We start from the raw sequence: 20,195 nt of genomic DNA, 5'->3' as shown, positions 1-20,195 counted from the left end.
GCTTGAAGCAGGCCCACCTTCGCTGCAACGTTGTTGCAGAAAAAATCCTGATGTCGAACTTCGAGAATGCCAATTCGCCGGTCCCGGCTTCGGCGAAATCGCCGCGGGTATGGGATTTCCTGGAGACGACGCTTATTGGCCTTGTCGCTTACGGCGCGTTTCTTCTAACGGCAGGGCTTGGACTTTTTGTCCTTATACTCGCGCAGTATGGGACAATCCCGATTGCTCATGTTGAGTTCGAGGGACGCTGGCAGGGCGCAGGTCTGGTCTTCGGAAGTCCAGCTGCGGTTGCGGTGCTTTGGGTCTCTGTCCGCAAGCTCGATCGGGACTTTTCCGAATACCTTGCGCTCAATTGGCCCAGTTCACGAGAGCTTTTTCTCGCATTCGCGATCACGGCAGTCATCCTGATCGTGGAGGGCTATTTTCGAGCTTTCGTAGGCGCAGATACGAGTTGGATCGCTCCTAGTTTGAACGTGCAAGGGCGGGGGGGCTTGCTAACCTTCCTGATCGGCTGCTGCTTGGCCGCGCCGATCATGGAGGAGTTTATTGTCCGCGGCTTTTTGTTTCGAGGATGGTCGCAGTCTTTCTTCGGGCCAGTCGGTGCCATCGTCTTGACATCAGTGGTTTGGGCTCTCAACCACACTCAATACGATTGGTCCGATCGCTTCTGTATATTCGTTTTCGGCCTCGCTCTGGGCTACTTTGGTTGGCGGAGTAATTCGACCTGGCTGACTGTGCTCGTTCACTCGGCCATGAACATCATCAGCTCCTTCATGATAGGGCCTTATGTTTAAAGTCCAACCGCGGCAATCACGATCGGCATCGTGACCGCCGCCAGAATCGTCTGCAGCGTGATGATCTGGGCGAGCAGCGGGGCGTCGCCGCCCATCTGGCGCGCCAGCACATAGGCTGACGGCGAGGTCGGCACCGCGGCGCAGGCCGCGACGATGGCGAGGTTGGCGCCGCTGACGCCGAACCACACGGCGAGTGCGACGGTCAGGACGGGCATTGCGACCAGCTTCAGGACCAGCGCGGCGCTGGCGGCGAGGCCGGGGCGGAAGATGCCTTCCAGATGCAGGCCGGCGCCGGTGACGAGCAGGCCGATCGCGAGCGACGAGCCGCCCAGCGCGTCGGCGACATCGTGCCAGATCTGCGGCAGCGCGATGTGCGCGACGTTGATGGCGAGCCCGATCACGCAGGCCCAGATCAGCGGGTTCTTCACCACGGTCATCACGATCGCGCCCACAGTGCGCTTCTCGGACGAGGCATATTTCGCCAGTACGGCGACGCTGAAGACGTTGACCAGCGGGATGATCGCGACCATCGCGACCGAGGCCAGCGCCAGCCCGACGCTGCCATAGAGATTGCGCGACACCGACAGCGCGACATAGGTCTGCCAGCGGGTCGCGCCCTGGAAGATCGAGCTGAAGGCCGGACCATCGACCCCGGCGCGGGCGAGCGGGCCACGCAGCGCGAGACACAGCAGGCTCATCACGAGCGCGGCGAGCAGCAGCGCGCCGCCGACGCCTGCGACCGGCACTTTGGTCAGATCGGCCTTCACCAGCGTCTGCACCAACAGCATCGGGAACAGCACGTAATAGGTCAGCTGTTCCAGCCCGTGCCATTGGGTGTCGAGCCGCATCAGCGTGCGCCTCAGGACGAAGCCGAGCACGATCAGGAGGAACACCGGCAACAGCGCCGCGATCACCACGGCCATCCTCAGCGGTCCCCGCGCAGCTTCGCGAGCCGGTCCAGTGCACCCTGCAGGATGAAGATCGCGGCGTGCTCGTCGATCACCTCGGCGCGGCGCGCGCGACTGACATCCATCCCGATCAGCTCGCGCTCGACCGCCGCGGTCGAGAGCCGCTCGTCCCACAGCCCGATCGCCAGTGCGGTGAGGTTGGAGAGATTGCGGGCGAACGCCCGGGTCGATTGCGCGCGCGGGCCTTCGCTGCCGTCCATGTTGATCGGCAGGCCCAGCACGAAGCCGACGGCGTTGCGCTCGGCCGCGATCGCGAGCAGCCGCGCCGCGTCGGCCTTGAACTGCTTGCGCTTGATGGTCTCGACGCCGGTGGCGAGCCGCCGGTCCGGATCGGAGACGGCAACGCCGATCGTCTTGGTGCCGAGGTCGAGGCCGACAAGCGCGCCGCGGTCGGGCCAGTGCGACGCGGCTTCGATCAAGGGAAGGATGGGGGCGAGCATGGCGCTAGCGCTTAGCACGCAGGCGCGCGTCGAGGCAAAGCCCGGCGGCAGCCGGCCGTCCATGCGAAAACGCCGATCAGGCGGCGATCACCCGCTCGTCGCCGCCAAGGCACGCAGCAAGTCCCTGCAATGGACTGTACTGATGCGCGGTGCGGCGCTGGATGAACAGCGTCTCGACAAGCGCGTGCTGCGGGTTGAGCTTGTGGATGTGGACGTCGCGCTGCACGTGATCGCGCTCGACGACAGCGCGCGGCAGCAGGGTGACGCCCATGTCGGCGGCGACGCAGCCGATCATGCCGTCGAGCGTGCCGAACTCGAAGCGGACGGCCGACGGCCAGCCGAATTCGGTGAAGACCTGTTCGAGCCGCTGCCGGTAGGTGCAGCCGGTGCGGAACACCAGCGCGGTCGGGCCCGACTCCGGCGTGCCGGCGCGTAACGCGGCGAGCGATGTCCAGCGCTGTGCGGTGACCAGCACCAGTTCCTCCGCGAATGCGGGCGCCGCGCTGAGCTCGGCATGCTCGATCGGGCCGGCGACAAAGGCGCCATCGAGCGAGCCGTCGAGCACGGCGGCCACGAGGTCGGCGGTCGGCGCGGTGCGCAAGGTCAGCCGCACCGCCGGATAGCGGCGATGAAATTCGGCAAGCAGCGCCGGCAGCCGCACCGCGGCCGTGGTCTCCATCGAGCCGATCGACAGCGGCCCCTTCGGCTCGCCATCGTCGCGCGCGGCGAGCACGGCTTCGCGCGACAGCGCCGCCATGCGCTGCGCGTAGGGCAGCAGGCGGCGGCCGGCGCCGGTCAGCGACATGCCGCGGCTGTGGCGCTCGAACAGCGCGGTGCCGATCTCGGCCTCCAGCGCCTTGATGCGCTGGGTGACATTGGACTGCACGGTGTTCAGCTCTTCGGCGGCCCGGGTGATGCCGCCGAGCCGGGCGACGGTGGAAAAGGTGAGCAGGTCGGTCAATTCCATGGGGGACCACCGTTCTGAATTAGAGATGGTAGCGTTCTTTAGTATTCATTTTCCGAGAATGTTAGGCCCGCTTAGGCTTGGAGTCCAGAACAGCAAGTCCAGAACAGGGAGCGAGCGCATGCCGATCAGCACCGAATTGACGGCACGTCTGGGCATCACACATCCGATCCTGCTGGCGCCGATGGCCATGATCACGGGAAGCCGGTTGGTCACGGCGGTGAGTGATGCGGGCGGCTTCGGCATCCTGGGCGGCGGCTACGGAGACCGCGCCTGGCTCGAGGCGGAGGCCGCGGCGCTCAGGGGATTTGGCCGTCCGTTCGGCATCGGCTTCATCACCTGGAGCCTCGCCAGGCAGCCCGAGCTGATCGATATCGCACTCGACGCGAAGCCGCGCGCGGTGATGCTGTCGTTCGGCGATCCCGCGCCGTTCGCACCGAAGATCAAGGCGGCAGGCGCGCTGCTGATCTGCCAGGTGCAAAGCGAGGACATGGCGCAACAAGCGCTCGATTGCGGCGCCGACATCCTGATCGCGCAGGGCACCGAGGCGGGCGGTCATGGCGCCTCGCGCACCACGCTCGACATCGTGCCGGCGATTATCGATTTCGCGGCGGGGCGCGTGCCGGTCGTTGCGGCCGGCGGCATCGCGGACGGGCGCGGCGTCGCGGCGATGATGATGCTCGGCGCGTCCGGCGTGCTGATGGGAACGCGCTTCTACGCCAGCGTCGAGGCCGACGCGCCCGAGCAGGCGAAGCAGCTGATCTGCGCGGCGAAGAGCGGCGAGACGGTACGCGGCGTGGTGTTCGACTGGTCGCGCAAATTGATGTGGCCGGCGCCGTTCACCGCGCGCTCGCTTGCCAACGACCATCTGCGGCGCTGGAGCGGCCGCGAGATCGAGCTGATGCAGCGCGCGGACGAGATCGCGGCGGAGTACGCCGCGGCAAGAGCCGCGGGCAATTTCGACATCGCCGCGGTGTTTGCCGGCGAGTCCGTCGGGCTGATCCATGATATCGTTCCGGCGGCCGAGATCGTCGGCCGCATCGTCACCGAAGCCGAGCAGTCGCTGCAGGGCCGGCGCAATTTCTTCCCTTCTCCCCTTGTGGGAGAAGGTGGCGCGGACAAAGTCCGCGTCGGATGAGGGGTCTGCATCCGCGGAGACAAACCCCTCACCCGCGCTCGCTTCGCGAGCGCACCCTCTCCCACAAGGGGAGAGGGTACTTCCGAGCAAGCCAGGAAAGAGACACACCATGTGGCCAGACCGTCGATTGATCGATCGTTTCAAGACCGAGTTCCCGATCGTGCTGGCGCCGATGGCCGGCGTGATGGATGCCGAACTGGCGATTGCGGTGGCACAGGGCGGCGGGCTCGGCTCGCTGCCATGCGCGATGCTGTCGGCCGAGAAGGCGCGTGAGCAGGTCAACATCATCCGCCAGCGCGTGTCTGCGCCTGTAAACCTCAACTTCTTCTGCCACAAGGCGGTCGATGCCGATCCGGCGCGCGAGGCGCAATGGCGGCAGCGGCTGACGCCATACTATCGCGAACATGGCCTCGATCCGGATGCGCCGATCAACGCGGCGAACCGTGCGCCGTTCGATGCGGCATTCTGCGCGGTGGTCGAGGAGTTGAAGCCGGAGGTCGTCAGCTTCCATTTCGGCCTGCCGGAGGCAAAACTGTTGCAGCGGGTGAAGGCGGCGGGCGCCATCGTGATGTCGTCGGCCACCACCGTGAAGGAGGCGATCTGGCTCGAGGAGAACGGCGCCGACGTCATCATCGCGCAAGGCGCCGATGCCGGCGGCCATCGCGCCATGTTCCTGACCGAGACCATCGCCGAGCAGCCCGGCACCTTCTCGCTGCTGCCGCAGGTCGTGGATGCGGTGAAGCTGCCGGTGGTCGCGGCCGGCGGCATTGCGGATGGACGCGGGATCGCGGCGGCGTTCGCGCTCGGGGCCTCCGCTGTGCAGATCGGCACGGCCTATCTGCGCTGTCCGGAGTCCAAGGTGACCGCGGCAGGCCGGATCGCGCTGGCGCAGGCCAGCGATGAATCGACCGTCATCACCAATGTGATGACCGGCCGTCCGGCCCGCGGCGTCGCCAATCGCGTGATGCGCGAGGTCGGCCCGATCTCACCGGACGCGCCGGCGTTCCCGCATGCGGCGACCGCGCTCGGCCCGCTGAAGGCGGCTGCCGAAAAACAGGGCAAGGTCGATTTCACCAATCTGTGGGCCGGGCAGGCGGTGCGGATGGGCAAGGAAATGCCCGCAGCCGAGCTGACCCGCGCGCTGGCAGGCGCCGCGCTGGCGCGGATGGGGGCATTATCTCAGGCCTGACGCGCGGGCTCGCTCTGGTTGACCTCCAGATGCTCGGTCGCGAGCCTGCGATAATGCGCGGCCATTTCCTTGTAATGTTGCCGGGAGATCGGATCCGTGGCGCTTTCGGCGCGGCGCTCGAACATCTCGGCCTTGTCCTGCAGAATTTTTGCCTGGGACATGGCTATTTCTCGTCTCGTTCAGACCAGACAGGCCACGTAAAGGATCGCGACACCGATCGCGGTACCGATCGACCAGAGGGCAGGGTCCCAGCCTCCCGGCTGGGGGGTGATTTCACGCATGGACATGACGGACTCCCGTACTTTTCTATTTGAGGGGAGTAGGCGCCGCGAATGTTTCAGGACGACTGCGCCGGGTCCGCAAAGTGGTTTCGTCGCGGGTTTTGCCGCCGGAATCATCGGCTGCCGGGCGCCTGATCGGCCGTCCGGCAGGGGGTCTGAGGCCAGCCGCGCGCCCAGCGCGGTTGCGGCGCAAAACCGGCCTCTGCTATACGGCGGGCTGACCTTTTCAGCCTTGAGGCCCTATATAATGTCCGTAGACGCCATGACCGTCCGCCGCATCGCCCATCTGGCGCGGATCGCGGTCAGCGACGACGAAGTTCCCCATCTCCAGGGGGAGCTGAACGCGATGCTGGCCTTCGTCGAGCAGCTGTCGGAAGTGAATATCGACGGCGTCGAGCCGATGACCTCGGTGACGCCGATGGAGATGAAGAAGCGCGCCGATTTGGTCAATGACGGCGAGATCGCCGACGACATCGTCCGCAATGCGCCCGATACCGTGAACCACTTCTTCCTGGTGCCGAAGGTGGTCGAGTAACTCTAGCATAGCGTTTTCGAGCGAAGTGGATACCGGTTCGCGTGAAGAAAACGCGTCAAACAAAAGCGACAAAGTCCGATGTGTCTGCTGTGCGACGATGAGAAGGCCTACAAGGCCTATATGGACTTCCTCGATGTGATGGAGCGCAAGGGAAAGGTCGCCGATCCCAACGAGGCGATCGACGCGGTGCTCGACCAGCTCGAGGCGCTCGACGCCGCGCGCGCCAAGGAAAATGCCAAAGCGCGGCAGGACGATCCCGCCAACGACAAGACCCTTTCTCCCTTCTTCTGCAGCCCGATCAATAAATGACCGATTTGACATCGCTGACGATTGCCGAGGCCCGCGAGGGCCTGGTGGGCAAGTCTTTCACCGCCGTTGAGCTGACTGATGCGCATCTCGCCGCCATCGAAGCCGCGCGCGTGCTCAATGCCTATGTGCTCGAGACACCGGACCGCGCCCGCGAGATGGCCGAGGCCGTCGACGAGAAAATTGTTAAAGGCGAGGGCGGGCCGCTGGCCGGCATTCCGCTCGGCATCAAGGACCTGTTCGCGACCCGCGACATCAGGACCACGGCATGCTCCAGGATCCTGGGCAACTTCACCCCGCCCTACGAGTCAACGGTGACCTCGCAGCTCTGGCGCGACGGCGCGGTGCTGCTCGGCAAGCTCAACAATGACGAGTTCGCGATGGGCTCGTCGAACGAGACCTCGTGCTTCGGCCCGGTCACCAACCCGTGGCGGCGCGAAGGCTCCAACACCACGCTGGTGCCGGGCGGCTCGTCAGGCGGCTCGGCTTCGGCGGTGGCGGCATCGCTCTGCATGGGCGCAACCGCGACCGACACCGGCGGCTCGATCCGCCAACCGGCCGCGTTCACCGCAACCGTCGGCATCAAGCCGACCTATGGCCGCTGCTCGCGCTGGGGCATCGTCGCCTTTGCGTCCTCGCTCGACCAGGCCGGTCCGATCGCGCGCACGACGCGCGACGCCGCGATCCTGATGCGCTCGATGGCGGGGCACGATCCGAAGGACACCACATCGGTCGACATCGCTGTGCCTGATTACGAGGCCGCGATCGGCAAGTCCGTGAAGGGCATGAAGATCGGCATTCCCAGGGAGTATCGGCTCGACGGCATGCCGGCCGAAATCGAGAAACTCTGGAGCGAGGGCGCGCAATGGCTGAAGGCCGCCGGCGCCGAGCTCGTCGAGGTGTCGCTGCCGCACACCAAATACGCGCTGCCGGCCTATTACATCGTGGCGCCGGCGGAGGCCTCGTCGAACCTCGCGCGTTATGACGGCGTGCGCTACGGACTGCGCGAGCCGGGCAAGAGCATCATCGAGATGTACGAGAACACCCGCGCCGACGGCTTTGGCCACGAGGTGCGCCGCCGCGTGCTGATCGGCACCTATGTGCTCTCCGCCGGCTACTACGATGCCTATTATCTACGGGCGCAGAAGGTGCGGACGCTGATCAAGAAGGATTTCGAAGACTGCTTCGCCAAGGGCGTGAACGCGATCCTGACGCCGGCGACGCCGTCGGCGGCGTTCGGCATCGGCGAGAAGGGCGGCGCCGATCCGGTCGAGATGTATCTCAACGACATCTTCACGGTGACCGTGAACATGGCGGGCCTGCCCGGCATCGCCGTGCCCGCGGGCAAGGACTCGCAGGGCCTGCCGCTCGGCCTGCAACTGATCGGTCGCCCCTTCGACGAGGAGACGCTGTTCTCGCTCGGCGAAGTGATCGAACAGGCGGCCGGCCGTTTCACGCCGCCGAAATGGTGGTGAGCGATGGCGGATTTCCGCGCCAGTCTCGCCGACGCTGCGCCTGATGCGGCGCTGTCGCCGCAGCTCGCCGCATTGTGGTGGGCGAAGAAAGGCGATTGGCACAGGGCGCACGGCATCGTGCAGGACGAGGGTGACGCCAATTCGGCCTGGGTGCATGCCTATCTGCATCGCGTCGAGGGCGATCTCGGCAATGCCGGCTACTGGTATCGGCGGGCCGGCCAGCCGATCGCAACGGACACCGTTGAGGCCGAATGGGAGCGGATCGTCTCCGTGCTTTCGGCCTCGTGAGCGTGCGGGCACCGGTGCCGAGGCACCGCGATCATTAACCCTGTTCTGTCCGCCATGCCGCCGCCCAGATTGGCCGTGATAGGCTAACGGAACCGGGCGGGGGCCAGCGGCAAGAGAGTATTCGTGCGTGGGTCGGGGATAGGGGGATGGCTGTCAGCGCTGCTGGTGGCCGTGACGGCGGTGGGCCTTGCCGGCTGCGCATCCGTCTACAATCTGCCCGGCAATGTGCCGCTCGGCGCCGTGGCTGCCGACACCAATGGCGTCAGCGACATTCCAAGTTATGAAGACGACCTGCTGCTTGCCTTGTCGTTCTCCGGCGGCGGCACCCGTGCCGCGGCGTTTTCCTTCGGCGTGCTGGAAGAGCTCGACCGCACGCGCTCCAGCGCTGTAGGCACCAAGACGCTGCTCGACCGCGTCGACTTCGTCTCCGGTGTATCCGGCGGCTCGATCACCGCCGCCTATTTCGGATTGAAGCGGCGCGCCGCGCTCGACGATTTCCGCGAGCGCTTCCTGCTGCGCAACGCCGAGGAGGGACTGAAGACCCGGATCTCGCTCGGCAATATCGGGCGCGCGCTGGGCGGCGGCGTCAACGACAGCCAGTTCACCGACTGGCTCGATCGCAATCTGTTCAATGGCGCGCGGTTCGAGGCATTGCCCGACGACCGCCGCCCGCGGGTCTGGATCAACGCGTCCGACATCTACAACCGCACGCCGTTCGTGTTCGGCAAGACCGCGTTCGATGCGCTGTGCAGCGACATCCGCTCCTATCGTATCGCCGAAGCGGTCGCCGCATCCGCTGCGGTGCCGCTGGCATTTGCGCCGATCGTGCTTGAAACCTTTCCCGGCGGCTGCTCGGCGCCGCTGCCGCCGTGGCTCGAGCGGGTGCGCAACGATCCGAACGCGCAGCCGCTGCTGCGCTCCTACGCCGAGGCCCAGGCGCGCTACCGCGACGGCTCGATGCGCTATGTCAAGCTGCTCGATGGCGGCCTGGTCGACAATTACGGCCTGTCGGGGCTGAGCATCGGGCTGCTCGCAGCCCAGCGTCCGTACGAGCCCTTGAACGAACGCCAGGCGGCCAAGCTCAGGCGCATCCTGTTCCTGGTGGTCGACGCCGGCCGCGGCATCTCCGGCGACTTCGTGCAGACGCTGGAAGGGCCGAACGGCGTCGAGCTGGTGTCGGCGGCCGCCGACACCGCGATCGATGCCAGCGTGCGCTCGAGCTACGCGGCGTTCACGGCGCTCGCCAACGACTGGTCCGGCAAGCTGAAGCGCTGGCGCTGCGGCCTGTCGGCGGCGGATCGCACGAGGCTCGGCGTCGGCGTGGGCTGGAAGTGCGGCGACGTCGCGATCTATGTCGAGCGGCTCGGCTTCGACCGGCTCGGACCGGAGCGTGCCGGCATCCTGAACGCCATCCCGACGCGGCTTTCGCTGCCGCCCGAGCAGGTCGACCAGCTGATTGTGGGCGGCGCCGACGCGCTGCGGGCAAGCAAGGCCTATCAGCAGTTCCGGCGCGGGCTCTGATCTGCGCCTCACGTGCCGGCGCGGGCTGCAAGGGGATTGCAAGGCGGCTTGACTGGCGCGATCGGTTGCGCGAAGCCCAATGCTTCCCAGATATCACCTTATCCGGACAACGAGACCCATGACCGCACCTGCCGCCCCGCACAGACTGATCAAGAGCGCCACCGGCGATTGGGAAGTCGTGATCGGCATGGAGATCCATGCCCAGGTCACCTCGAACTCAAAGCTGTTCTCCGGCGCATCCACCGCGTTCGGCGGCGAGCCCAATACCCATGTCTCGCTGGTCGACGCCGCGATGCCGGGCATGCTGCCCGTGATCAACGAGGAGTGCGTCCGCCAGGCGGTGCTCACCGGTCTCGGGCTGAACGCGAAGATCAATTTGCGCTCGGTGTTCGACCGCAAGAACTATTTCTACCCGGACCTGCCGCAGGGGTACCAGATCAGCCAGTACAAGTCGCCGATCGTGGGCGAGGGCGAGGTGTCGCTCGAGCTCGACGGCGGCCGCAGCGTCACCATCGGGATCGAGCGGCTGCATCTGGAACAGGATGCCGGCAAGTTGCTGCACGATCAGTCGCCGACGATGTCCTATGTCGACCTCAACCGTTCCGGCGTCGCACTGATGGAGATCGTCTCCAAGCCCGACATCCGCGACGCCGAACAGGCCAAAGCCTACGTCACCAAGCTGCGCTCGATCCTGCGCTACCTCGGCACCTGTGACGGCGACATGGAGAAGGGCAGCCTGCGCGCCGACGTCAACGTCTCGGTGCGCCGCCATGGCGAGACCGCGCTCGGCACCCGCTGCGAAATCAAGAACATGAACTCGGTCAACTTCATCGGCCAGGCGATCGAGTACGAGGCGCGGCGCCAGATCGAGATCATCGAGGACGGCGGCTCGATCGACCAGGAAACCCGGCTGTTCGACCCGAACAAGGGCGAGACGCGCTCGATGCGCTCCAAGGAAGAGGCGCACGACTACCGGTACTTCCCCGATCCCGATCTGCTGCCGCTCGAGTTCAGCCAGGCCTTCGTCGACGATCTCAAGGCGCATCTGCCGGAACTGCCGGACCAGAAGAAGTCCCGGTTTATTACGGGCTTCGGTCTGTCGCCCTACGATGCGAGCGTGCTGGTGGCCGAGCGCGAGAGCGCGGAGTTCTACGAGACGGTGCTGTCAGGTCTTGCGGACAAGGCACGCGACGGCAAGCTTGCCGCCAACTGGGTGATCAACGAACTGTTCGGCCGTCTCAACAAGGAAGGCGTCGAGATCGCCGCCTCGCCGGTGTCGGCCGAGCAACTCGCTGCGATCGTCGATCTGATCGGCGAGGGAGCGATTTCCGGCAAGATCGCCAAGGACTTGTTCGAGATCGTGTGGCAGGAGGGCGGCGATCCGCGCGCGCTCGTCGAGGCGCGCGGCATGAAGCAGGTCACCGACCTCGGCGCGATCGAGAAGGTGGTCGACGACATCATCGCGGCCAATCCCGACAAGGTCGCGCAAGCAAAGGCGAAGCCCGCGGCCCTTCAGTGGTTCGTCGGTCAGGTGATGAAGTCGTCGGGCGGCAAGGCGAACCCGAAGGCGGTCAACGAGCTCCTGAAGTCCAAGCTCGGCATCTGAACGAACAGGACAATGATGTTGTCCTTGGCGCATGATCCAACCGGATCATGCTCTCATCCCATCATCTGTGCCGTCACCTCAGGTGTCGTTGCGCGCGCGTGAACGCGGCGTGATCCTGGCTCACACCCTCCGTCCGCGGTGGTGACGACGCCCCTCGCCGCCGAATCGTCGCAGCCACGATTCGTCCGGAATCGGGTCTGGATGACCTCAAACGAGGCGAAAGCCATCTTTCCCACGAAATATTTTTCGTTGCCAAAAGTTGCGACTCGGCGCCCGCGCCGCGCCGCTTTTCGTCACAGCTCGCGACTCAACGCAACGACGATCGCGCGTTGATTGACTGAATGCGAATTCAAAAAGAGCCTGCAATAAAGGCGTTTCCTGTAACGTTGACAAATGCCGATGTCGGCCGCTGCTGCGTTTCTTGCATCGTCGCGCGAATGCATTGTCGATTTGGTCGGCGACGCGCGCTGCGCGTACGACCATCGCTGCGTCAACACTTCCTTAAGCGGGACACTGTTTTTTTTAATCCGTTGGTGTATTCGGGAAGTAGTGCATATCGATTCCCGAGTGCACGCAGCGAAGTAGAGAGCCATCTCACATACCGGAGGGCAACATGGCTAAGAAGGCAAAGAAGGCGAAGAAGGCGAAGAAGGCGAAGAGCGCAGTGAAGAAGACTGCGAAGAAGACCCGCAAGGTCGCCAAGAAGAAGTAACCCTCTCGCCTTGAGAGGATTGCCGGCGGCCTTATGCCGGCACGTCGCGAGAGCCACCGGACGGACTGCTGAGAGGCACATCCCACCCCCAGGCTCTGGTTGACGAAAGAGGGTGTCGGCGAGACATCAGGTCAAACGGCTGGATCGAATTTCGGAGAGGGCAACCTTCCCAAAACCGGTCCGGCAGAAGAAACAGAGATTTCTTCGTTCGGTGCGGAGCCTGCTTGGTTCCGCAATTTCACCGGCGAGAATGCCGAGCTGAAATCTGGTCCTGACGTGTTCGCCGACCCCCTCGTTCCGGCGGCCTGCGCAGTCCGCGCCCCGGCACCCATTTTCCCCATTCCAGTTCTGGATTGACGTTCGGCCGCATGGCCTCGCGTTCGTTTGCGCCCGCGCCGATCGCGCTCAACGTCCCGCGGATCGTCGGCCGGGATCTGCGCCCCCCTGCGGCCCCTCCGTAAAAGTTTGAAACGGATGGCCGCTGAGAGCGGCCGGCGGCGTCGGCCATTGGCCGCGATGGTTATCGTTGTCCAAAACACCAGGGTAAACCGGCGTTCACGAATGCACGGAAATGCCTGCGGCACAGGCACTTCTACGATTCCGGGAAACCCGCTTGGCGGCGCCGATTTACATCCCGTTCATCGCGATACTTAAACCGCTCTTCAAATTTGATGGGCCATGATCATCCCAACGAGCCGGCAAACGGCGAGCGGTGATCCCAGGGATCAGCGCGGGGCATGATCCAAAGGACCAGCCCGGAGACAACAGGGTGTTTCAACAGTGGACGGGGGCCGCGCTCGGGGGAGGGCGGCCAACAACAAAAAGGGGAATGACGACAATGTTTCAGGGGGTCATCGATCAGGACAGCGCCATCCCGGTAGCTGAGACCGCGATCCAGGACGTGCTGTTCGAACGTGGCATGTACTGGGCGAGCGGCCGCTCCGGCGTGGTCAACCTCGTCGCGGCGCACAAATGGTTCAACCTGGCGGCGCTCAAGGGACGCACCGACGCGATCGCGCATCGCCGCGAAGTCGCCGAGCAGATGTCGGATGTCGAGATCGCGGCCGCCCAGCGCGAAGCCCGCGCCTGGATGACGACGCACTAGACTCTTGTTTGGACGCGTTTTCTTTACGCGAACCGGTGCCCACTTCGCTCGAAAACGCTACGCCGATATCGAGCTGGGAGCCTCGGCTCCCTCGCTCCATCTAGAACCAGTATCGCGCGGCGTAGACCACGGTCATCACCGCTCCGGCCACGATCACGAACTGCCGGACGATGGACGCGGGAAGGATCCGGATCAAATAGCCACCGGCATAGCCGCCGATCATGGCGCCGAGCAGCATCACCGACGTCTCCGGCCACCGCACCGCTCCCTGCACGATGAAGATCAATGTGGCGGCCAGCGACACGCAGGTCGCGAGCAGGTTCTTCAATGCCTTGATCGCCCTGATGTCGTTGGGCTCGGTGATCGAGAGCACCGCGGTCAGGATGACGCCGAGCCCGGCGCCGAAGAGGCCTCCATAGACACACGCCAATCCCAGCACAGCACCGCTCGCGCCGGTCGAGGGCAGGGCCGCGCTCGCCTGCCGCCCGATGGTCCAGCTCTGGATCTGCGGCGCGAAGGCAAACAGCAGCGTTGCGAATGCGATCAGGCCCGGCATCGGCAGCACGAATAGCCGCTCGGGGAGCAGCAACAGGACCCCGGCGCCGATTGCGCCGCCAAGCGTGGAGGCGGCAACGAGGCTGATCGTGCGCAGTGTCGGCGGCGGCAGCTTGCCGCGGTCGGCGAGCGCTGCGATCAGATGCCCCGGGGAGATCGCCACCGCATTCGACGCATTGGCGATCACGGCGGGCAGGCCCGCCGCCAGCATCGTCGGAAACGTGATGAGCGTCGCGCCGCCCGCCAGTGCATTGATGATGCCTCCCGCGACACCGGCCGCGAGCAGCAGAAGACTTGTCTTTGTATCCATCCTTCACCCCTTGCAGGGTGAACAGGCTAGCGGGTGTGGCGCCGGACGGTCTGGAACGTCTGTGACGCCGCTTCAACCGCGCCAGTAGACGCCCGGTGTGGTTCCAAAGGTGCGGCGGAACAGGCGGGTGAGGTGGCTCTGGTCGGAAAACCCCGCATCGGCGGCAACTTCTGCAATCGGTTCGCCCGCGCGCAGCAATTGCCGTGCGAGATTGAGCCGGCTCAGCATCCGGAAGGCGTGCGGTGAGACGCCGAGCTCGCGTCTCACCATGCGGCTGAACCCTTCGCGGCTGCGCCCGAAGTTCATGCCGATGGCGCCGATCGGCCCGGCGCTTTCTGTCAGGGTAACGCCGAGCTTCGTCTTGTCTGCGATGCGAGCCGAGCGGGACCGCCCGCGCGACTGGATGTCGTCGGCGATCTCAAGAATGTGCTTGGGCCATATCTCGTCGACGCTCCGCCAGAGAGCCCTGATGCTGATGACCCGCAGCGATGAGGGGGTGCGGCCCGCCGGAACATAGGCGTTCAGGCAAACCGTTTCCTTGTCCAGTGTTGCGATCGGCGCATGCAGCAGTCCCGCTGGAATGAGCGCGGCGTGGCCCGCAGGCACCGTCACGGTCGTGCCGTCGATGCGGAAGGCGCGCGACCCCGACAGCACCAGCACGATCTGGTTCTCGTCATGGAAATGCGGCCGGAGGCCAAGCGAGCCGGCACCGCGCCAGGACGCCAGCTCGACGATGCCGGCATCGTCAGCTGGCCGGTAGTGCCAGGCGTTGGGTGAGGCGAAGGGCATGATCGCGAGCGTAGCATGGTCGAGCGCCGACCGTCATGAGGTGTCAATGCTGCGCGACTGACGCGATCGGCGAGGCCGTTCGCATCGTCGCCATCGCGATCAGCGCTGCGACCATATTGGCGGCCGCGCTGATCGCCACCGGAATGAAGTAGCTGTGGCTGACATCGTAGGCGAAGCCGGCGGCGCTCGGGCCGAGCAGCGTGCCAAAGGCGACGCTGGTGTAGAGGATGCCGATGATGCCGCCGACATTGCGGCCGCCGAAATGGTCGGTGACCACGGCGGGCAGGATCGCAACCCAGCCGCCATAGAACACGCCGAACAGCAGCGCGAACACCGTGAGCGACCAGAAGCCACCGGCAACAGCCCAGATCGCCAGCGAGACGGCCATGCCGATGTACATCGCGATCAGGAACGCATCGCGGCCGACCCGGTCGGCGATGCCGCCGAGGAAGAAGCGGCCGGCGGTGCTGCCGACGCCGATCATCCCGAGCAGCAGCACGGCGAGCGCAGGCGCCACCTGATGGTCGACGGCGAAGGGCACCAGATGCACGAAGGGGACGAACACCCCGAACGCGCTGATCAGGCAGGCCGCATAAAGCCCGGCGAAGCGAGCTGTCTTGACCGCGCCGCGGATCGAGACGCCCTGGCGGAGCGGCGCGCCTGAAACCGCTTGAAGCGGATCGCCATCCGGTCCGGTGCCGTAGCGGCGCGGATCATCCGCGATCAAAAGCGATGCTCCGATACCGGCGACCGCGGCGACAACGCCCAGCACGACGTAGGCATCGCGCCAGCCGAGGCTCGTGATCAGCCAGGTCGCGAGCGGCGGCATCACCAATGTCCCGACCCCGATCCCGCTGACGGCAAGGCCCGACGCAAAGCCGCGCCGCCGGACGAACCAGCGTTGCACCGCGCCCAGCGTCGGGACATAGGCGCAACCGACGCCGGCGCCGATGCCGATGCTGTAGGCGGCATAGACCTGAAGGATGGTCTCCGCCTGTCCCGCCAGCACCATGCCGAGACCGACCAGCGCCATTCCGAGACCAGCAAGCCTGCGCGCGCCCCAGCGATCGGCGAGCGGGCCGGAGATGATGCCGAGGCCGAAATACAGGAAGCCGGCAAAGGAGAACACCAGCGAGACCGAGCCGCGCGAGGCGCCGAACTCGCGCTGCAACGATTCGACGAAGGATGAGAAGGTGTAGGCGCTGCCGAAGCCGATGAAGGTCAAGACGAAGGCGGCCGCGACGACATACCAGCCGTAGAACGGCTTTGCTCTTTGATAACCGGCGTGCATGGCGGCATTCCTCACGATCGTTCTCCCTGTGCCGCGTCACCGCCATTCTTGCCCGGCGGGTAGAGCAGCATCTGCGTGCAGCGAAACAGCGCGATGGTCTTGCCCGTCGCTTCGCTCTTGATCTCGGCATCCCACACCTGGGTCGTGCGCCCGCCATGAACGAGGCGCGCTTCGCAGCTCACGCCGCCTTCGCGCGCGGCGCCGATGAAGTTCGTCTTCAGTTCAGAAGTGGCGAAGCCGATGGCGCCGTCCGGCAAGGACGCGAGGCAGCCGAAGCCACATGCGGTGTCCGCCAATGCGACGAGGCTTGCGCCGTGCAGCAGCCCGTGCGGCGAGAAGTGCTTGGCGGCGATCTCGAAGCGGCCGCGGATCTGGCCGCGTCCGGCTTCGAGCCATTGAAACTCCAATGTGCCGGGCAGGCTGCCGGCTTGCTGCGACGCGTTGATGCGATCGACGAGTCTGCTGTCGTGGGCTCCCGCGCCGATCTCATGCAGGGCGAGCTTGTGTGGAACCTCAGTCATGTCGCTGCTCCATGCGGGAGCCGAATGCCGCGTCGGACGCCGTAGATAAGGATCAGAAAATCTAATTCTTATGGTCCGGTTTTCGCTGCGTTGACGTGGCTTTCAGCCATAGGATAGGCTGATAGAGCGCCCGGAAGACCCGAGTTGGCAAACCAGATTTGCTAGGCGATTGAGATTAGAAAATCTAAATCATGGAGAGCCGGCTTCCACCCCTGAACGCGCTGAAGGCGTTCGAGTCCGCCGCCCGCCATCTCTCGGTGAAGCTGGCGGCCGAGGAGCTGTGCGTGACGCCGGGCGCGGTCAGCCAGATGCTCAAGACGCTCGAAGCCCATCTCGGCGTCAAATTATTCGAACGGGTGCCGCGCGGCATCTATCTCACCGACGCCGGGCGCGACTATCTGCCGTCGATCCGCAATGCGTTTCGCCAGATCGCGGAGGCGTCGCGCCGCGTCGCAGCGTCCAATGATATCGGCACGCTGACGGTCAGCGTCACGCCGTTCTTTGCGTCGGCCTGGCTGGTGCCGCGGATGGCGTCGTTTCAGGATGCGCATCCCGAGATCGATCTGCAGATCGTCACCAGCAACACGCTAGTCGATTTCTCGCGCAACGGCGTCGACGTCGCGGTGCGCCACGGCCTCGGCCGCTATCCGGGGCTGCGCAGCGACCGCGTCGTCACGGTCGAGATGGTGGCGGTTGCCTCGCCGTCACTCGTCGCGCGTCTCGGGCGGCCGACATCTTCAGGCGAGCTCGCCGGCTGGCCACAGGTGCATGACGCCGATCGCAAGGGCTGGAGCCTGTGGTTTCAGGCCAATGGCATCGCGGAGGTGCGCACGCCGCGCGGCCCGTCGTTCGACGATAGCGGTCTGCTGCTGAAGGCGGTGCTGACCGGGCAGGGCGCGGGCCTGCTGCCGGCGGCGATGGTCGCAAACGAGATCGAGAGCGGCGAACTGATCCAGCTACTCGAGACCGCGCATCTGGAGGAGTTCGCCTATTATCTCGTCTGCCCCGACAACAGGCAGGGGCTTCCGAAAATCGCGGCGTTCAGGGAGTGGATCCTGGGGCCGGTGGCCCAGTCGGCGGCTGCGGAGCGTTAGCCGTCTCGCTCTGGCTGCGATCGTGACGCTGGGCGAGCCGGTCCGGTCCTTCCACGTCATCGGCGGCGGCCTCGCGCTGCTCGGCGTGGCCTGCGCGCACGCCCTTCCGCGGCCGCTGCCGAGGATGCGGCGCGCCTGAGCGCGACGCAGATCGTGGCTTAATCCCGTCGATGTGACCGATCGTGAGGCCGCCAACGCTGGCGGCCTTGTGGTCGGCGCATCATATGATGGTGAACCGGAGCCAAGGCGATGCGCGCTGCTTTGATGGTGGGACTGTTGGCGATGCTGTGGAGCGCCGCCGCCGACGCCGCAACGGCGCATCACCGGCGCGTGCGACAGCACCTCATCATCCGTCCAAGCGAACAGGTGGCTCCTCAGGGCCGCTACGTATATCCCGGCTACGGGCCGATCCCGCCCGGCGAGAACCGAAATCTCGATCCGTCCACCCGCGGCGGCGGCTGACGTCGGTGGGGTTCAATTCATGCTTGCGACGGCGTTGCGTTGACCGCGGCGCACCGTGCATCGCGGCCTGACAAACATCGGCGATCAATCTTCCTAGGCGAAGCTGAACATGCTTGCGTTGAGTTGTCCGGGGGCGAGGCCGATCAACCAGGCAGCGTTGCCTGCAGCGTCGGTGATGATCGTCGTGTTGATCCCTGGCGAATAGAACTCGGCTGCTTGCACATCGGCAAAGGAATGCAGAGAGGTCCCGGTGAAGCTCAAAATGTCGTGGACGCCGCCCGCGTTGAAGTCCTGGATCACCATGATCTCTGAGTTGGCATCGCTGATGTTGAACGTATCCGAGCCACCGCCGCCCCACGCATAATCAACGCCACCGCCGCCGCTGATCACATCTGCGCCTGATCCCATCAGGAACACGTCGACGCCGCTGCCGCCGGTCACCGTATCGCCGCCGTTCGAACCATAAACGTAGTTCTGGCCCGAACCCCCATAGATGAGGTTTCCATCACTCTCGCCTGACGAGATGAAGATGTTGAGACCGGAGCCACCGAACATGGTGTCAGCGCCAGCGCCGCCGTAAAAATAGTTAGTGCCGGTTCCCCCATAGAGCAGGTCATTGCCGGCTTCGCCGTACATCACGTTGACATCGGACGGCGAGGCTCCGCCCGAGCCAGAAAGTGTATCGTTGCCGTCGCCGCCAAAAAGGTAATTGAAGCCCGTGCCGCCATAGAGCGCGTCGTCGCCACTCCCACCAAGCAACACGTCAAGGCCATCGCCACCGAACAGAAGGTCGTTGCCTCCGTAGGCATAAATATAATCGTTACCAGCGAGCGCGTAGATCGCATCGGCCGCACTTCCTCCAAGCAAAACATCATTCGCCGCCGTGCCGTTAGTGACAATGACACCCGCAGGAACCTGCGGTTGGTTCGAGGGCGGTCCATAGAGCGCTTGAATGCCGTCGATGTCCGATTGCGTCAGGTTGGTTATGTCAGCGCTGGCGTAGGGGTTCATGATCGCCGGGCCGCCAGTGTAATGATCGAGGCCCAAAGCGTGGCCGATTTCGTGCGTTGCAACGGCCTCGAAACTTATTCCTCCCGAAAGCGTCAAACCGCTGGAGGACGACGTGTAGGTTTCAGCCTGGTCAAAGGTGACCGTGACATCAGGCAGAAAGTCGCCGTCGGAGTAGTAGTACGATGTCTCAGCCAGGATCCCGTAAGGGCCGTCAAAAGTCCCGAGTCCGAAACGGATGTCGACGCTCGCAGAATCCGCCACCTCGACGAACGTCACATCGGCAACGGCGGACCATCGCTTCAAGGCATCGATGATTTCCCGTTCATACTCACCGGCCTGGAAGGACGTTGAGAATGTGTCAGGCTGACCGGAGAAATTGATCGTCGCGAAGCTCCACGTGATGGTCTTCGACGACCAGACGGGTCCTTCCAAGTTGTAATCTGCCATGGAGATTCCTGCCTGTTGGGTCGCGCCCGGAAACCAGTATCGCGATACTTCGCTTCCGGAGTTTTATTTCGTCCGATTTGTGGTGCCGAAAGGGTAAATAAATTTCTGTGAGATCAACCGTCCTGGCTGGCAGGAAGCTCGGCATCGAGGAGGTCGACGAGGGCATTTGGCTCGTCTGCTTCGTGCACAACGATCGCGGGTACTGCGGCTTGGAGTGGGATGACCTGGAGCAGAAAGCCTTGCACCCAACTGGCAACCCGTTCGGCGCGAGGTTGTCACCCATGTCTTGGGTATGACCTGTTACCCATGTCTCCCGGCTGGACAACCAAGTCGATGGCGGAGACGGAGGATTTTATTCGCATTCCGCGGCCTTCCGTGCCCCTCCGATTTCGA

22 protein-coding genes and 1 pseudogene are annotated in these 20,195 nt (G+C 64.8%); 14 read left to right on the top strand and 9 right to left on the bottom strand.

What is annotated here, in order from left to right; all coding sequences use genetic code 11:
- Window positions 1-2: 2 nt before the first annotated feature.
- Window positions 3-794: a type II CAAX endopeptidase family protein gene (locus WDM24_RS23700; protein WP_338827201.1), complete on the top strand. Its 792-nt coding sequence runs from the start codon at window positions 3-5 to the stop codon at window positions 792-794.
- Here the strand turns inward: WDM24_RS23700 and WDM24_RS23695 are convergent.
- The 3 genes from WDM24_RS23695 to WDM24_RS23685 all read right to left on the bottom strand — a co-directional run bounded on the left by WDM24_RS23695 (window position 791) and on the right by WDM24_RS23685 (window position 3,169).
- A complete protein-coding gene (locus tag WDM24_RS23695; protein WP_338827199.1) occupies window positions 791-1,717 on the bottom strand; it encodes an AEC family transporter in 927 nt (308 codons plus the stop codon). The two genes, WDM24_RS23700 and WDM24_RS23695, sit on opposite strands and share 4 nt — an antisense overlap.
- A gap of 2 nt (window positions 1,718-1,719) precedes the next feature.
- Window positions 1,720-2,202 carry a Holliday junction resolvase RuvX gene (ruvX, locus tag WDM24_RS23690; protein ID WP_166306609.1) on the bottom strand — a complete coding sequence of 161 codons (483 nt, stop codon included), beginning with the start codon at window positions 2,200-2,202 and terminating at the stop codon, window positions 1,720-1,722.
- Window positions 2,203-2,278: 76 nt separating this feature from the next.
- Window positions 2,279-3,169, bottom strand: a complete 891-nt coding sequence (locus WDM24_RS23685; protein WP_166294436.1) for a LysR family transcriptional regulator — start codon at window positions 3,167-3,169, stop codon at window positions 2,279-2,281.
- A gap of 118 nt (window positions 3,170-3,287) precedes the next feature.
- On the opposite strand from WDM24_RS23685, the gene WDM24_RS23680 reads away from it, so the two are divergent.
- Complete coding sequence (locus tag WDM24_RS23680; protein ID WP_338827196.1) at window positions 3,288-4,304, top strand: nitronate monooxygenase; 1,017 nt, start codon at window positions 3,288-3,290, stop codon at window positions 4,302-4,304.
- Window positions 4,305-4,413: 109 nt separating this feature from the next.
- Window positions 4,414-5,493: a nitronate monooxygenase family protein gene (locus WDM24_RS23675; RefSeq protein ID WP_338689331.1), complete on the top strand. Its 1,080-nt coding sequence runs from the start codon at window positions 4,414-4,416 to the stop codon at window positions 5,491-5,493.
- Here the strand turns inward: WDM24_RS23675 and WDM24_RS23670 are convergent.
- Window positions 5,484-5,654, bottom strand: coding sequence for a hypothetical protein (locus WDM24_RS23670; protein ID WP_166294440.1), 171 nt, complete (start codon window positions 5,652-5,654; stop codon window positions 5,484-5,486). The two genes, WDM24_RS23675 and WDM24_RS23670, sit on opposite strands and share 10 nt — an antisense overlap.
- Before the next feature lie 367 nt (window positions 5,655-6,021).
- Here WDM24_RS23670 and gatC point away from each other — a divergent pair, with 367 nt between their 5' ends.
- From gatC to WDM24_RS23630, 8 genes are all read left to right on the top strand, one after another.
- The gene (gene gatC, locus WDM24_RS23665; RefSeq protein WP_338827193.1) at window positions 6,022-6,309 is read left to right on the top strand and encodes an Asp-tRNA(Asn)/Glu-tRNA(Gln) amidotransferase subunit GatC; all 288 of its coding nucleotides are present in this window, start codon (window positions 6,022-6,024) and stop codon (window positions 6,307-6,309) included.
- A 78-nt stretch (window positions 6,310-6,387) separates the two neighbouring features.
- Entirely contained in the window at window positions 6,388-6,618 is a 231-nt protein-coding gene (locus WDM24_RS23660; protein ID WP_166205566.1) for a hypothetical protein, read from the top strand.
- Window positions 6,615-8,090: an Asp-tRNA(Asn)/Glu-tRNA(Gln) amidotransferase subunit GatA gene (gene gatA, locus WDM24_RS23655; protein ID WP_338827191.1), complete on the top strand. Its 1,476-nt coding sequence runs from the start codon at window positions 6,615-6,617 to the stop codon at window positions 8,088-8,090. The genes WDM24_RS23660 and gatA overlap by 4 nt, the downstream gene beginning before the upstream one ends.
- Before the next feature lie 3 nt (window positions 8,091-8,093).
- On the top strand, window positions 8,094-8,378 hold the full coding sequence (locus WDM24_RS23650; RefSeq protein ID WP_166294444.1) for a hypothetical protein: 285 nt from the start codon (window positions 8,094-8,096) through the stop codon (window positions 8,376-8,378).
- Between the two features lie 159 nt (window positions 8,379-8,537).
- Window positions 8,538-9,899, top strand: a complete 1,362-nt coding sequence (locus tag WDM24_RS23645) for a patatin-like phospholipase family protein (RefSeq protein WP_338832436.1) — start codon at window positions 8,538-8,540, stop codon at window positions 9,897-9,899.
- A gap of 118 nt (window positions 9,900-10,017) precedes the next feature.
- Entirely contained in the window at window positions 10,018-11,505 is a 1,488-nt protein-coding gene (gene gatB, locus WDM24_RS23640) for an Asp-tRNA(Asn)/Glu-tRNA(Gln) amidotransferase subunit GatB (protein ID WP_338827189.1), read from the top strand.
- A gap of 811 nt (window positions 11,506-12,316) precedes the next feature.
- Entirely contained in the window at window positions 12,317-12,574 is a 258-nt protein-coding gene (locus WDM24_RS23635; protein ID WP_166294447.1) for a hypothetical protein, read from the top strand.
- Window positions 12,575-13,055: 481 nt separating this feature from the next.
- Entirely contained in the window at window positions 13,056-13,322 is a 267-nt protein-coding gene (locus WDM24_RS23630; protein ID WP_338827187.1) for a hypothetical protein, read from the top strand.
- A 100-nt stretch (window positions 13,323-13,422) separates the two neighbouring features.
- On the opposite strand, the gene WDM24_RS23625 is transcribed toward WDM24_RS23630, so the two are convergent.
- The 4 genes from WDM24_RS23625 to WDM24_RS23610 form a co-directional block, all read right to left on the bottom strand.
- Window positions 13,423-14,187 (bottom strand): sulfite exporter TauE/SafE family protein, encoded by a 765-nt coding sequence (locus tag WDM24_RS23625; protein ID WP_338827185.1) that lies wholly within the window; start codon window positions 14,185-14,187, stop codon window positions 13,423-13,425.
- Window positions 14,188-14,259: 72 nt separating this feature from the next.
- Entirely contained in the window at window positions 14,260-14,976 is a 717-nt protein-coding gene (locus WDM24_RS23620; RefSeq protein WP_338827183.1) for an AraC family transcriptional regulator, read from the bottom strand.
- A gap of 43 nt (window positions 14,977-15,019) precedes the next feature.
- Entirely contained in the window at window positions 15,020-16,267 is a 1,248-nt protein-coding gene (locus WDM24_RS23615; protein WP_338832435.1) for an MFS transporter, read from the bottom strand.
- An 11-nt stretch (window positions 16,268-16,278) separates the two neighbouring features.
- Entirely contained in the window at window positions 16,279-16,788 is a 510-nt protein-coding gene (locus tag WDM24_RS23610; RefSeq protein WP_338827181.1) for a PaaI family thioesterase, read from the bottom strand.
- Window positions 16,789-16,979: 191 nt separating this feature from the next.
- On the opposite strand from WDM24_RS23610, the gene gcvA reads away from it, so the two are divergent.
- Together gcvA and WDM24_RS23600 are read left to right on the top strand one after the other, a co-directional pair.
- On the top strand, window positions 16,980-17,882 hold the full coding sequence (gene gcvA, locus WDM24_RS23605) for a transcriptional regulator GcvA (protein ID WP_338827180.1): 903 nt from the start codon (window positions 16,980-16,982) through the stop codon (window positions 17,880-17,882).
- A 249-nt stretch (window positions 17,883-18,131) separates the two neighbouring features.
- Window positions 18,132-18,344 (top strand): hypothetical protein, encoded by a 213-nt coding sequence (locus WDM24_RS23600; RefSeq protein WP_338827178.1) that lies wholly within the window; start codon window positions 18,132-18,134, stop codon window positions 18,342-18,344.
- Window positions 18,345-18,437: 93 nt separating this feature from the next.
- Here WDM24_RS23600 and WDM24_RS23595 read toward each other — a convergent pair whose 3' ends face one another.
- Window positions 18,438-19,802: a matrixin family metalloprotease gene (locus WDM24_RS23595; RefSeq protein ID WP_338827176.1), complete on the bottom strand. Its 1,365-nt coding sequence runs from the start codon at window positions 19,800-19,802 to the stop codon at window positions 18,438-18,440.
- 113 nt (window positions 19,803-19,915) lie between these two features.
- On the opposite strand from WDM24_RS23595, the pseudogene WDM24_RS44535 reads away from it, so the two are divergent.
- A pseudogene (locus tag WDM24_RS44535) lies at window positions 19,916-20,098 on the top strand (hypothetical protein); the annotation flags it as partial.
- Window positions 20,099-20,195: the final 97 nt, after the last annotated feature.

This window comes from Bradyrhizobium sp. 27S5, from assembly GCF_037217225.1.
Taxonomy (GTDB): Bacteria; Pseudomonadota; Alphaproteobacteria; order Rhizobiales; family Xanthobacteraceae; genus Bradyrhizobium; species Bradyrhizobium septentrionale.
This window is presented reverse-complemented; position numbering and strand designations above follow the sequence as displayed.